Origin of the sequence: Enterobacter sp. 2VL (assembly GCF_005503595.1) — a bacterium.
Classification (GTDB): Bacteria; Pseudomonadota; Gammaproteobacteria; order Enterobacterales; family Enterobacteriaceae; genus Enterobacter; species Enterobacter cancerogenus.
Genome location: NZ_SCNE01000001.1, coordinates 547,613 through 560,086, shown reverse-complemented (window position 1 = coordinate 560,086; position 12,474 = coordinate 547,613). Strand labels below are relative to the sequence as shown.

13 protein-coding genes are annotated in these 12,474 nt (G+C 56.4%); 8 read left to right on the top strand and 5 right to left on the bottom strand.

Annotated elements, in window-relative coordinates:
- Positions 1–80: 80 nt before the first annotated feature.
- Positions 81–347 (top strand): putative hemolysin, encoded by a 267-nt coding sequence (locus FFS28_RS02630; RefSeq protein ID WP_042319882.1) that lies wholly within the window; start codon positions 81–83, stop codon positions 345–347.
- Here FFS28_RS02630 and hslJ read toward each other — a convergent pair whose 3' ends face one another.
- The 4 genes from hslJ to FFS28_RS02610 form a co-directional block, all read right to left on the bottom strand.
- Positions 348–785, bottom strand: a complete 438-nt coding sequence (gene hslJ / locus FFS28_RS02625; protein ID WP_137848688.1) for a heat shock protein HslJ — start codon at positions 783–785, stop codon at positions 348–350. It lies immediately after the preceding gene.
- A gap of 125 nt (positions 786–910) precedes the next feature.
- Positions 911–1,039, bottom strand: a complete 129-nt coding sequence (locus tag FFS28_RS02620) for a DUF2474 domain-containing protein (RefSeq protein WP_006175504.1) — start codon at positions 1,037–1,039, stop codon at positions 911–913.
- Positions 1,039–2,049 (bottom strand): cytochrome d ubiquinol oxidase subunit II, encoded by a 1,011-nt coding sequence (gene cydB / locus FFS28_RS02615; RefSeq protein ID WP_137848687.1) that lies wholly within the window; start codon positions 2,047–2,049, stop codon positions 1,039–1,041. The genes FFS28_RS02620 and cydB overlap by 1 nt, the downstream gene beginning before the upstream one ends.
- Positions 2,049–3,449, bottom strand: a complete 1,401-nt coding sequence (locus FFS28_RS02610) for a cytochrome ubiquinol oxidase subunit I (RefSeq protein WP_137848686.1) — start codon at positions 3,447–3,449, stop codon at positions 2,049–2,051. The genes cydB and FFS28_RS02610 overlap by 1 nt, the downstream gene beginning before the upstream one ends.
- 398 nt (positions 3,450–3,847) lie before the next feature.
- Here FFS28_RS02610 and ymcF point away from each other — a divergent pair, with 398 nt between their 5' ends.
- The 7 genes from ymcF to patD all read left to right on the top strand — a co-directional run bounded on the left by ymcF (position 3,848) and on the right by patD (position 11,149).
- A complete protein-coding gene (ymcF, locus tag FFS28_RS02605; protein WP_006175493.1) occupies positions 3,848–4,036 on the top strand; it encodes a cold shock small protein YmcF in 189 nt (62 codons plus the stop codon).
- 82 nt (positions 4,037–4,118) lie between these two features.
- Positions 4,119–5,531: an aminotransferase-like domain-containing protein gene (locus tag FFS28_RS02600; protein ID WP_006175491.1), complete on the top strand. Its 1,413-nt coding sequence runs from the start codon at positions 4,119–4,121 to the stop codon at positions 5,529–5,531.
- A 248-nt stretch (positions 5,532–5,779) separates the two neighbouring features.
- Positions 5,780–6,925 (top strand): putative ABC transporter substrate-binding protein YdcS, encoded by a 1,146-nt coding sequence (ydcS, locus tag FFS28_RS02595; RefSeq protein WP_137848685.1) that lies wholly within the window; start codon positions 5,780–5,782, stop codon positions 6,923–6,925.
- 16 nt (positions 6,926–6,941) lie between these two features.
- Positions 6,942–7,955: an ABC transporter ATP-binding protein gene (locus FFS28_RS02590; protein WP_137848684.1), complete on the top strand. Its 1,014-nt coding sequence runs from the start codon at positions 6,942–6,944 to the stop codon at positions 7,953–7,955.
- A 7-nt stretch (positions 7,956–7,962) separates the two neighbouring features.
- A complete protein-coding gene (locus tag FFS28_RS02585) occupies positions 7,963–8,901 on the top strand; it encodes an ABC transporter permease (protein WP_137848898.1) in 939 nt (312 codons plus the stop codon).
- Positions 8,891–9,697, top strand: coding sequence for an ABC transporter permease (locus FFS28_RS02580; protein ID WP_058608712.1), 807 nt, complete (start codon positions 8,891–8,893; stop codon positions 9,695–9,697). The genes FFS28_RS02585 and FFS28_RS02580 overlap by 11 nt, the downstream gene beginning before the upstream one ends.
- Before the next feature lie 24 nt (positions 9,698–9,721).
- On the top strand, positions 9,722–11,149 hold the full coding sequence (gene patD, locus FFS28_RS02575; RefSeq protein ID WP_137848683.1) for an aminobutyraldehyde dehydrogenase: 1,428 nt from the start codon (positions 9,722–9,724) through the stop codon (positions 11,147–11,149).
- A 132-nt stretch (positions 11,150–11,281) separates the two neighbouring features.
- Here patD and FFS28_RS02570 read toward each other — a convergent pair whose 3' ends face one another.
- Positions 11,282–12,340, bottom strand: coding sequence for a YncE family protein (locus FFS28_RS02570; RefSeq protein ID WP_137848682.1), 1,059 nt, complete (start codon positions 12,338–12,340; stop codon positions 11,282–11,284).
- Between the last annotated feature and the right edge of the window lie 134 nt (positions 12,341–12,474).

Genomic DNA, 12,474 nt, shown 5'->3' with positions numbered 1-12,474 from the left:
ATACGCACATCCGCTCTCGACGATACGGCGCACGATGCCTATTATGCATAGGTTTCGCTTAATCTAAGGGGGGAGAGAGTATGCGTTCAGCATTTTGGGTAGGGTGTGCCGCGTTAGTGTTATCGGCGTGCAGTAATGAACCTGTTCAGCAGGCGACGGCGGCGCACGTTACGCCAGGAATGAAAGCGGCGATGTCCAGTTCAGGACAGGCCAACTGCGCGATGATCGGCGGTTCACTGTCCGTTGCCCGCCAGCTGGACGGGACGGCGATGGGGATGTGCGCGCTACCCAATGGCAAACGGTGCAGCGAGCAGTCGCTTGCCGTGGGTTCATGCGGTAACTACTGATTATTCAACCTGCTTAAACATCAGCGTTTTATCCGCTGTCGCCAGCGTTAACTGGTCTTCCGTCAGGTCGACCTGCGCGCCTTTACGCAGCATATCGCTGAGCGTCTGATCCAGCGCGTTCAACTGCGGCTCGGTGCACAGCTTGCGGGTCATGGCCAGGTTTTTGACCTTAAGCTCGCCTTCGGATAATTTCCCCTGGCCGTTGAAGCTGTTACACATCACGCCGGAGACGGCGATATTGTTGATCAGACTGATGTCAGGCTGAGCGCTGAAACGAATTTCAGGCGGCGTTACCTTGCTGGTGACCGCTTTGCCGTCAATATTTTCCAGAACAAAGCGGTGAGTCTTAAGCTGGTCGGGCTGAACAGAGGCTTTGCCCGGGTTAACACAGCCTGCCAGCGCCAGGCTCAGTAAACTTACTGCAACGATCTTTTTCATTTTTCTTCTCGAACTATCAATACGATGAATCTTTTCACAGTGTAACCATACGCCCTGACGTGTTAATGGGGTTTATCTGAAAGTGCGAGAAGAGGCCGGGCTATGCGCTGCACCCGGCCTGAAAACTAATGTGATTTAAAGCCCGCCGCGGTCATCAGCATGCGGAAGAACATGCTGACGCACGCCAGCGCCAGTACGCTTCCACCCCAGATAATGACCAGCCACAGCAGTCTCTTCCAGACAGGTTGTTGCATCAGTGATAACCCTCCCCATGCTGAACTTTCCCGCGAAAAACGTAATAACTCCAGAAGGTATAAACAAGGATAACAGGTATGATCAATAGCGCACCTACCAGCATAAAGCCCTGACTTTGCGCGGGGGCGGCAGCCTGCCAGAGGGTGATGGAGGGTGGGATAATGTGCGGCCAGATGCTGATCCCAAGCCCGCTGAACCCCAGAAAAATCAGCCCAAGCGTCAGGATGAACGGACGGCTATGGCTGTCATCATTGTTCAGGCAGCGCCACTGAAGCACGCTCAGCAGAAGCACCAGTGCCGGAACGGGCAGCAGGAACCAGAGGTTCGGCAAAGAGAACCATCGCGCGGCAATGGCGGGATAGGACAGCGGCGTCCAGACGCTGACCGCAGCGATAATCGCCAGGAGCGCTATCAGCAAGCGTTTCGACAGCTGACGCATGCGGCGCTGCAGGGCATGTTCACTTTTCATCACCAGCCAGGTCGAGCCTAGCAGCGCGTAGGCCACCACAAGCCCCACGCCGCAAAAGAGAGTAAAACTGGTTAACCAGTCAAACGGCCCGCCGCTGTAGGCGCGTCCGGTCACGGCAAAGCCGTTAATGACCGCGCCCACCGTGATGCCCTGCGTAAAGGTCGCCAGAATCGACCCGCCGATAAAGGCTTTATCCCAGAACGGACGATGGGCCGGCGTCGCTTTAAAGCGAAACTCAAACGCCACGCCGCGAAAAATAAGCCCGATCAGCATTAACGTCAGAGGAATGGTGAGGGCGTCAATAATCACCGCATAGGCCAGCGGGAACGCGCCGAACAGCGCCGCGCCGCCCAGCACCAGCCAGGTTTCATTTCCGTCCCAGACCGGCGCAACGGTATTGACCATCACGTCGCGATCGTCCGCGTCCGGTATCGCCGGAAACAGAATGCCTATCCCCAGATCAAAGCCGTCCATAACGATATACATCAGGGTGGCGAAGACAATGATGACAAACCAGATAAGGGAGAGATCGATACCCATTATGGCTGCTCCTTATATTCAGTCGTAACCGCCGACAGCGGGCGGGAAGGGCGTCCGTCAGACTCCGTAGCGAACGATTCATGGGGCTGAGGTCCTTTCTTTATCAGCCGCACCATATAGCTGTAACCCACGCCAAACACCGAGGTATAGACGATGAAGAAGGCCAGCAGACTCACGCTCATATGCAGATCGCCATGGGCAGAAACCGCATCCCTGGTGCGCTGAAGCCCGTAAACCACCCACGGCTGGCGGCCCACCTCGGTGGTGACCCATCCGGCCAGGATCGCAACCAGCCCGGATGGCCCCATCAGCAGGGCAAACCACAGGAACGGACGCGAGGTATACAGCCGCTTTTTGTAACGCAGCCACAGCGCCGCCACGCCCAGCAAGAGCATCAACATCCCTAGACCGGCCATAATGCGGAAAGACCAAAAAACGATGGTGGAATTAGGTCGGTCTTCTTTTGGGAACGATTTGAGGGCCGGAACCTGTTTATCCAGACTGTGCGTCAGGATCAGGCTGCCGAGCGCCGGGATCGCCAGGCCAAAACGCGTGCGCTCCTGCTCCATATCCGGCCAGCCAAACAGCAGCAGCGGCGTTGGCTCACCCGGCGGATTTTCCCAGTGTCCTTCGATGGCGGCGATTTTGGCAGGCTGGTGCTTAAGGGTGTTAAGCCCGTGCATATCGCCCACCAGCGCCTGAATGGGCGCGACAATCAGGGTCATCCACAGCGCCATCGAGAACATTGTGCGAATGGCGGGGGTAGCGTTGCCGCGCAGCAAATGCCAGGCGGCAGACGCGCCAACAAACAGCGCGCTACTGAGGAACGCGGCGATAGACATATGCAGCAGACGATAGGGGAAGGAGGGGTTAAAGACCACGGCAAACCAGTCGACCGGCACCACCTGGCCGTTGACGATCTCATAGCCCTGCGGCGTCTGCATCCAGCTGTTCGAGGAGAGGATCCAGAAGGTAGAAATAATGGTCCCTAAAGCCACCATGCAGGTGGCAAAAAAGTGCAGCCCGGGCCCGACTTTATTCCAGCCAAACAGCATCACGCCGAGGAAACCGGCCTCGAGGAAGAAGGCGGTCAGCACTTCATAGGTAAGCAGCGGCCCGGTAATACTGCCGGCAAACTGCGAGAACCCGCTCCAGTTGGTGCCAAACTGGTATGCCATTACCAGCCCGGAGACCACGCCCATACCGAAGTTAACGGCAAAGATCTTCGACCAGAAATGGTACAACGCGCGCCAGACCGGTTTTTTTGTTTTCAGCCACAGGCCTTCCAGCACGGCGAGATAGCTCGCCAGGCCTATGGTGATCGCCGGGAATATAATGTGAAAGGATACGGTAAAGGCAAACTGTATCCGCGCCAGGTGAAAAGCATCTAAACCAAACATGCACAGCCTCAATGTCAATCGGTGTACTGTTATGGTATAGGGCGGGGAAGAACACTGTCAGACGCAGAAAAGTGAAATTTATATATAACAGTTTGTGAAAATCAGGTATTTTTCGAATCTGATATACTGTGCTTTAACGAATAAAAGATTCGTTTTTATAAATTTAATGCATTAAACCGCTTGCTTTGTCGTCAACCTCGTGCGTTAATGGTCTTCTGGTTTGGAAACCGAATAAATATCTGACGTAGTTTTATAAAAGCAGTTCTCATCACGTTGTGCCTCTCCGCAGCCTCTCTTGGGTCTTTTTCTACACTCCGATTAGCTTTTTGTTTCAGACCACTCTATCGCCTGAAAGGCCCATTAGCACTTTACGTATTTTACGTTTACAGGAGAATCTTATGATTTCTTATATCCATTTCCGCTGCCCATGCTGTCATGGCTCGCAGTACCGCACCTCAGCTTTTGATGTGTCTGACAAAAACCCGTACGGCGCAAAATGCATTTTTTGCAAATCGTCGATGATTACGCTGGACCACCTGGCCGCTGCGCACGCCGCACAGAGCCATGTGACTGAGTACCGTAAATAATCAACCTCGCTGACCATAACAGTTAGCAAAATCTTCTCTTTTTCTCCTGCTGATATACACTGTCGGCAATAAGGAGAATCTGATGAAAAAATACCAGCGTCTGGCGCAACAAATCATCTCGCAGATTGAGCTTGGCGTATGGTTGCCGGGCGATAAGCTGCCTTCTCTGCGAGAGCAGGTCGCCAGCAGCGGCATGAGTTTTATGACCGTGGGTCACGCGTATCAGATGCTGGAAAGCCAGGGGCGCATTGTCGCCAGGCCGCAGTCGGGCTACTACGTTGCCTCGCGCCCGACTGCACAGCAGCCAGCCCCTCCGGCTCAGGTGATGCGCGACGAAGTGGTCGACATTAACACCTACATCTTCGACGTGCTTCAGGCCAGCCGCGACCCGTCCGTCGTCCCCTTTGCCTCTGCGTTTCCCGACCCCCGTCTGTTCCCGCTCCAGCAGCTCAACCGCTCACTGGCTAACGTCGGCAAAACCGCCACGGCGATGAGCGTGATTGAAAACCTGCCGCCCGGTAATGTGGATTTACGTCACGCTATTGCCCGCCGCTATGCGCAGCAGGGGATGAACATCTCGCCGGACGAGATTGTGATTACCGCTGGCGCACTCGAAGCGCTCAATCTCAGCTTACAGGCGGTGACGGAGCCGGGCGACTGGGTGATCGTCGAAAACCCCTGTTTCTACGGCGCGCTGCAGGCGCTGGAACGCCTGAAGCTCAAGGCGTTGTCTATCGCAACAGACGTCCGGGAAGGCATCGATCTCAATGCGCTGGAGCAGGCGCTGAATGAGTATCCGGTCAAAGCCTGCTGGCTGATGACCAACAGCCAGAACCCGCTGGGATTTACCCTCACTGCCGATAAAAAGGCGCAGCTCGTGGCCCTGCTGACGAAGCACAACGTCACGCTGATAGAAGACGATGTCTACAGCGAGCTCTATTTTGGCCGCGAAAAACCGCTCCCCGCAAAAGCGTGGGATCGTCAGGATATGACGCTGCACTGCTCCTCGTTTTCGAAATGTCTGGTGGCGGGATTTCGCATTGGCTGGGTGGCCGCGGGGAAACATGCGCGCCGCATTCAACACCTGCAGCTGATGAGTACCTTATCCACCAGCTCACCGATGCAGCTGGCGCTGGTGGACTACCTGGCGACCAAGCGCTACGACGCTCACCTGCGCCGCCTTCGACGCACGCTCGCCGAGCGCAAACAGCAGGCCTGGCAGGCGCTGTTGCGCCACATGCCCGCGGGCGTCAAAATCCATCACAGCGACAGCGGCTATTTTTTGTGGCTCGAACTGCCCGCGCAGCTTGACGCAGGCTTACTAAGCGAGAAGGCGTTAACCCACCATATCAGCATCGCCCCGGGGAAGATGTTTTCGACCTCCGACGTCTGGACGCCGTTCTTCCGTTTTAATACCTCCTGGACGTGGGGCGAGCGGGAAGAGCAGGCCGTTATCCAGCTGGGAACGCTGATTAGCGACATGCTGGACGCCTGATTTTCGCCTCTCCTGCGGTCTGCCCGGTGACGCACTCGCCGGGCTGTATCATAGGAAATCCGCATACCATCTCCCAACGCTAACCCCTTGTCTATAATCCAGTTAACGGGGAATGCGCCCTCGGTCACACCTTGATGAAAATTCCTTAAGCCGCGCGGTGCGGCGCATTTGCGCGGTCTACGTTTAGTTAAGGAGATATTTTTACGGCACGGCTGCCGCTAAATTTCATTGCGACAGGAGTAAATCGAATGAGCAAGAATTTTGCCCGCAGCAGCCTGTGCGCGCTTGGCATGACGATCATGACAGCGCAAGCCGCCGAGCCACCTAAAGCCATTGGCGACGGGGAAGGCCGACTGGATATCATTGCCTGGCCGGGGTATATCGAACGCGGTCAGACGGATAAAAACTATGACTGGGTTACGCAGTTCGAAAAAGAGACCGGGTGTGCGGTTAATGTAAAAATGGCGGCCACGTCAGATGAGATGGTCAGCCTGATGGCGAAAGGGGGCTACGATCTGGTTACGGCCTCGGGTGATGCCTCGCTGCGCCTGATTATGGGCAAACGCGTTCAGGCGATTAACCCCGATCTGATCCCGAACTGGAAAACAATCGACCCGCGAATGGTGAAAGGCGAATGGTTTAACGTTGGCGGTAAGGCCTACGGCACGCCGTATCAGTGGGGGCCGAACCTGCTGATGTACAACACCAAAACCTTTCCCACGCCGCCGGACAGCTGGAACGTGGTCTTCGTAAAACAGGATCTGCCGGACGGTAAAACCAATCAGGGCCGGGTCCAGGCCTATGATGGCCCAATCTATATTGCCGACGCGGCGCTGTTCGTTAAAGCCACCCAGCCTGCGCTCGGCATCACCGATCCGTATCAGCTCACGGAAACCCAGTATGCCGCCGTGCTTAACGTATTGCGGGACCAGCATGCGCTGATCCACCGCTACTGGCATGACACCACCGTACAGATGAGCGATTTCAAAAACGAAGGCGTGGTGGCGTCCAGCGCGTGGCCATATCAGGCAAATGCCCTGAAAGCGGAAAACCAGCCAATCGCTACCGTATTCCCGAAAGAGGGCGTCACCGGTTGGGCGGATACCACCATGCTCCACGCCCAGGCGAAACACCCGATGTGCGCGTACAAATGGATGAACTGGTCGTTAACGCCAAAAGTGCAGGGCGATCTGGCGGCATGGTTCGGTTCGCTGCCGGTTGTGGCGGAAGGCTGTAAGGCCAGTACGCTGTTGGGCGAGAAAGGCTGCGAAACCAACGGTTATAACAACTTCGACAAAATCATGTTCTGGAAAACCCCGGTGGCGCAGGGGGGCAAGTTTGTGCCGTACAGCCGCTGGACGCAGGATTACATCGCCATCATGGGCGGGCGTTAATTGCCGGGAGCAGAACATGACGTACGCGGTAGAGTTCACTGACGTTTACCGCCTGTACGGTGACGTACGGGCGGTGGATGGGGTCACCATTGGCATTCATGACGGAGAGTTTTTCTCAATGCTGGGGCCGTCTGGCTCCGGCAAAACCACCTGCCTGCGCCTGATTGCCGGGTTTGAGCAGCTCAGCGGCGGCAAAATCACTCTCTTCGGCAAAGAGGCCAGCGAACTTCCGCCGTGGGAGCGTGATGTGAACACGGTGTTCCAGGACTACGCGCTGTTCCCGCATATGTCGATCCTCGATAACGTGGCCTACGGCCTGATGGTGAAGGGCATCGACAAAAAAACACGACACGCGCGGGCGAGCGAGGCGCTGGAAAAGGTCGGTTTAGGTTTTGCCCTTGCCCGCAGACCGTCGCAACTCTCGGGCGGCCAGCGTCAGCGCGTGGCGATTGCGCGCGCGCTGGTCAACGAGCCTCGGGTATTACTGCTGGATGAGCCGCTCGGGGCGCTGGATCTGAAGCTGCGTGAGCAGATGCAGTTTGAGCTGAAAAAACTGCAGCAGGAACTCGGTATCACCTTCATTTTTGTCACGCACGATCAGGGTGAAGCCCTGTCGATGTCCGACCGCGTGGCGGTGTTTAACAATGGGCGGATCGAGCAGGTAGATACCCCGCATGCGCTCTATATGCGCCCGCGCACGCCGTTTGTCGCCGGTTTCGTCGGCACCTCAAATGTGTTCGATGCGGGCATCGCCCGTAGCGTCTGTGGTATGGAGGGCATGTACTCGCTGCGCCCGGAACATATTCGCCTTAATCAAGGCGGAGAAGTTCAGGTTCAGGGCGTGGTACAGGCGGTCCAGTATCAGGGGGCGGCAACCCGCGTGGAGCTTGCGCTGGCAGATGGCGCAAAGCTGCTGGTCAGCCAGGCGAACCTCGGCGGTGGGATCTTACCGTCGGGCGTTGAACCCGGCCAGAAGGTGCTGGCATCCTGGTCGCGCGAGGCCATGGTGCGGCTGAATGAGGAGCGGTGAAATGGAGATGCGCGTTTCACCTGCGCCCGGGCCGCACGGCACCCTGCGCCGTATCACCGCGCTGTTCTGGCGCAAACCCGCATTAGGGCTGTTCCTGCTGCTCCTTGCCCCGCTGATGTGGTTCGGCATTATCTATTTAGGCTCGCTGCTTACGCTGCTGTGGCAGGGGTTCTATACCTTCGATGACTTCACGATGTCGGTCACGCCGGACCTGACGCTTGCGAACATTCAGGCGCTGTTCAACCCGGCAAACTACGACATCATCCTGCGAACGCTGGCGATGGCTATCGCCGTTACCCTTGCCAGCGCGATCCTGGCCTTCCCGATGGCCTGGTACATGGCGCGCTATACCCGCGGCAAATGGAAAGCGTTTTTCTATATTGCGGTGATGCTGCCGATGTGGGCCAGCTATATCGTCAAAGCCTACGCGTGGACGCTGCTGCTGGCGAAAGATGGCGTCGCGCAGTGGTTTCTTGGGCATATGGGGCTGGAGCCGGTGTTGATGTCGATACTCACTCTCCCGGCGCTTGGCGGCAATACGCTGTCGACTTCCGGGCTGGGGCGTTTTCTGGTGTTCGTCTACATCTGGCTGCCGTTTATGATTTTGCCGGTGCAGGCTGCGCTGGAGCGTTTACCTGCGTCATTGCTGCAGGCCTCTGCCGATTTGGGCGCGCGTCCGCGTCAGACGTTCCGCTACGTCGTATTTCCGCTAGCTGTACCCGGTATTGCGGCCGGGTCGATATTTACCTTTTCGCTGACGCTCGGTGATTTTATCGTGCCGCAGCTGGTTGGGCCGCCGGGATACTTCATTGGCAATATGGTCTATTCCCAGCAGGGGGCGATCGGCAATATGCCGATGGCGGCGGCATTTACGCTGGTACCGATTGTGCTGATTTCTCTCTATCTGGCGTTTGTGAAACGCCTGGGAGCGTTCGATGCACTCTGAGCGCGCACCGCTGTTTCTGAAAATTGCCGCGTGGGGTGGGGTGATCTTTCTCCACTTCCCGCTGCTGATCATCGCCATCTATGCGTTTAATACCGAAGACGCGGCCTTCAGTTTCCCGCCGCGCGGGTTGACGCTGAAGTGGTTTAGCGTAGCTGCCTCGCGCGGAGATATCATTGATTCCGTGACGTTGTCACTTCAAATCGCCGCCATGTCGACGGCTATTGCGCTGGTGCTGGGCACGCTGGCGGCCGCGGCGCTGTGGCGCAGCACATTTTTTGGCAAAAACGCCATCTCGCTGTTGCTGCTGCTACCCATTGCCCTGCCGGGGATCATCACCGGCCTGGCGCTGCTGACGGCGTTCAAAACCATCAACCTTGAACCCGGATTTTTCACGATCGTTGTCGGACACGCCACCTTCTGCGTGGTGGTGGTATTTAACAACGTGATCGCCCGGTTCCGCCGTACCTCCTGGAGCCTGGTCGAAGCCTCGATGGATTTAGGGGCCGACGGCTGGCAAACCTTCCGCTACGTGGTGCTCCCCAATTTAGGGTCTGCGTTGCTGGCGGGGGGGATGCTGGCCTTTGCCCTGTCGTTTGATGAAATTATCGTCACAACATTCACCGCGGGGCATGAGCGCACGTTGCCGCTGTGGTTGCTCAACCAGCTTGGACGTCCGCGCGATGTGCCGGTCACCAACGTGGTTGCGCTGCTGGTGATGCTGGTGACGACTCTACCCATTCTGGGAGCCTGGTGGCTCACCCGCGACGGCGAGACTGTCGCCGGTGGCGGAAAATAACGTCGATTTCAACAGGACAATGCTATGCAAAATCAACTGCTGATAAAGGGTGAACTGGTTAACGGCGAAGGGGAAAAGCAGCCGGTGTATAACCCCGCCACGGGGGCGGTACTGCTTGAGATCGCCGAGGCGTCTGCTGCTCAGGTCGATGCAGCCGTTCAGGCAGCCGATGAGGCTTTCGACACTTGGGCACAAACCACGCCAAAGACCCGTGCCGAGTGTTTGCTTAAGCTGGCGGATGCCATTGAGGCGAATGCGGATGAGTTTGCGCGTCTCGAATCGCTTAACTGCGGGAAGCCGCTGCACTGCGCGCGCGGGGATGAGATCCCGGCGGTGGTGGATGTGTTCCGCTTCTTTGCCGGTGCGGCGCGCTGTCTGAACGGTCTGGCAGCCGGAGAGTATCTTGAAGGGCACACCTCCATGATCCGCCGCGATCCGGTGGGCGTCGTGGCCTCGATTGCCCCCTGGAACTACCCGCTGATGATGGCGGCCTGGAAGCTGGCCCCGGCGCTGGCCGCAGGGAACTGCGTGGTGATCAAGCCCTCGGAAATCACGCCGCTGACGGCATTGAAGCTGGCCGAGCTGGCGAAAGATATCTTCCCGGCCGGGGTGCTCAACGTGCTGTTTGGCCGGGGTAAAACCGTTGGCGACCCGCTCACCGGACACGAAAAAATACGTATGGTCTCGCTTACCGGATCAATTGCAACCGGGGAGCACATCATCAGCCGTACGGCCTCCTCCATTAAGCGCACGCACATGGAGCTGGGTGGGAAAGCGCCGGTTATTGTGTTTGACGATGCAGATCTGGATGCGGTGGTGGAAGGCGTTCGCACCTTTGGCTTCTACAATGCCGGGCAGGACTGTACGGCGGCGTGCCGGATCTACGCCCAGAAGGGAATTTATCCCGCGCTGGTGGAGAAACTGGGCAAAGCCGTTGCCAGCCTGAAGATGGGCGCGCCCGAGGATGAATCCACAGAGCTTGGCCCGCTCAGCTCTGACGCGCACCTGGCCCGCGTCTGCAAGGCCGTTGATGAAGCTAAAGCGCTCAGTCATATCAGCGTCGTCACCGGGGGCAGTAAACGTGACGGGGCAGGCTATTACTTTGAACCGACTCTGCTGGCCGGGGCAAAGCAGGAGGACGCTATAGTGCAGCGCGAAGTCTTTGGGCCGGTGGTGAGCGTCACCGAATTTGACGACGAGGCGCAGGTCCTGGCCTGGGCCAACGCTTCGCAATACGGTCTGGCATCGTCCGTCTGGACAAAAGATGTGGGCCGCGCCCATCGGCTGAGCGCGAGGCTGCAGTACGGCTGCACCTGGGTCAATACCCACTTTATGCTGGTAAGCGAAATGCCGCACGGCGGGATGAAGCTCTCAGGCTACGGGAAAGATATGTCGGTATACGGGCTGGAGGATTATACGGTTGTCCGGCATGTCATGATAAAACACGACTAAATTCAGCGCCGCGCTGATGTGAAATAGCATTTGAGCGGCGCATCTTTTTCGGTCTTGCGGATTGCTGTTTAGATACAGCTACAACGACCACTTTGATAAATTAGCCATCCCTCACAGGATGGCTGTATTTATTTAATTTAATGAAATACGAACCACACTATCTGGGCCTTTCGTAGTGTTGTCGTCATTGAAGTCCTGCTTCACTGTTACGTATAACGTTTTACCGTCTGGTGTCACCAGGAGGCTGTTAGGATGGCTGGTGAACGTCCAGCTGTTTTTCACGGCATAGCTGCCAGCGTCAAGCTGCAGCACCTTCTTTGACTCGCGCTGGCTGATGTAAATTTCGTTGCGCGTAGCGTTGAACTTAATCCCCAGCGCATCGCCTTCAAGACGCTTGATAACTTTCCCGCTGCGCTCATCAAATACCAACGTGGTTTTGGCTTTTGAATCATCGGTCACGAACAGGCGGCCGGTGGTCGGATCTTCTGCCATGTTGAGAAACAAATACCCTTTTTTATCTCCCGGCGTCCAGCGCTGTTCGATTTTATACGTGCCCGGGTTAATCACCAGAATTTCACCGCCGCCATTGGCGGCATAAAGGCGATCTTTCAACGGCGAATAGATAATCCCCGTCACCCATTTTCCGGCATTCTCAATTCGGGCTTTTAGCGTCATGGTGCTGGCATCAACCACGGAGATAAAACCAGGGTCGGCAACGCCGCCGATAAACAGTTGTCCCTTGTGGAAGAGGATCTCACGTGCGCCAACCGGGTCGCCATCCTTATCTTTGCCTTCAAACATCAGGCGCTGCAGCACCTTGCCGCTTTGCACGTCCACTTTCGATACACCGCCATCAAGGGTGTTGGTGGTGTAGTAGACCTTGCCATTATCGTCCGCCGCCATGCCGAAGTTTTTCAGGTCGGTGTGGGTTTCACTTTGCGTGGCAAGCGTTGTGGGATCCAGTTTATAGAGCACTCCACCGTTGACGTTTTTAAAGCCCTGCGCGCTCGCGACGTATAACGCGTTTGCCGTTGGAGAATAAACCATCTCATACAATCCATCAGCGAGTTCGCGCTGCTTGAATGCAGGCGAATCAGGGGAAGTTGCTGACGCGGTTGCGCTCAGGGTTAACGCCGCGGTAAGGACGCTGACGCCCCATGTCTTTCCGTTTAGCCATTGCAATTTGTTCATTTTTTGTTCCTGTCAGACGAGAAAGGCGCTGATTTTTTATAAATATACATTTATTTACATTTCACTTACAAAATAACCTGTGCATAATAAAGCAAATAATTATCATTTCCATTCTTATTTAGATAGATAACTTG

Bases quoted from the DNA above. Each gene is read 5' to 3' on its own strand.
- FFS28_RS02620 (WP_006175504.1), bottom strand. From the start codon at position 1,039: ATGCAACAACCTGTCTGGAAGAGACTGCTGTGGCTGGTCATTATCTGG.
- FFS28_RS02585 (WP_137848898.1), top strand. From the start codon at position 7,963: ATGCGCGTTTCACCTGCGCCCGGGCCGCACGGCACCCTGCGCCGTATC.
- FFS28_RS02590 (WP_137848684.1), top strand. From the start codon at position 6,942: ATGACGTACGCGGTAGAGTTCACTGACGTTTACCGCCTGTACGGTGAC.
- FFS28_RS02580 (WP_058608712.1), top strand. From the start codon at position 8,891: ATGCACTCTGAGCGCGCACCGCTGTTTCTGAAAATTGCCGCGTGGGGT.
- hslJ (WP_137848688.1), bottom strand. From the start codon at position 785: ATGAAAAAGATCGTTGCAGTAAGTTTACTGAGCCTGGCGCTGGCAGGC.
- FFS28_RS02600 (WP_006175491.1), top strand. From the start codon at position 4,119: ATGAAAAAATACCAGCGTCTGGCGCAACAAATCATCTCGCAGATTGAG.
- cydB (WP_137848687.1), bottom strand. From the start codon at position 2,049: ATGGGTATCGATCTCTCCCTTATCTGGTTTGTCATCATTGTCTTCGCC.
- ymcF (WP_006175493.1), top strand. From the start codon at position 3,848: ATGATTTCTTATATCCATTTCCGCTGCCCATGCTGTCATGGCTCGCAG.
- FFS28_RS02570 (WP_137848682.1), bottom strand. From the start codon at position 12,340: ATGAACAAATTGCAATGGCTAAACGGAAAGACATGGGGCGTCAGCGTC.
- FFS28_RS02610 (WP_137848686.1), bottom strand. From the start codon at position 3,449: ATGTTTGGTTTAGATGCTTTTCACCTGGCGCGGATACAGTTTGCCTTT.
- ydcS (WP_137848685.1), top strand. From the start codon at position 5,780: ATGAGCAAGAATTTTGCCCGCAGCAGCCTGTGCGCGCTTGGCATGACG.
- patD (WP_137848683.1), top strand. From the start codon at position 9,722: ATGCAAAATCAACTGCTGATAAAGGGTGAACTGGTTAACGGCGAAGGG.
- FFS28_RS02630 (WP_042319882.1), top strand. From the start codon at position 81: ATGCGTTCAGCATTTTGGGTAGGGTGTGCCGCGTTAGTGTTATCGGCG.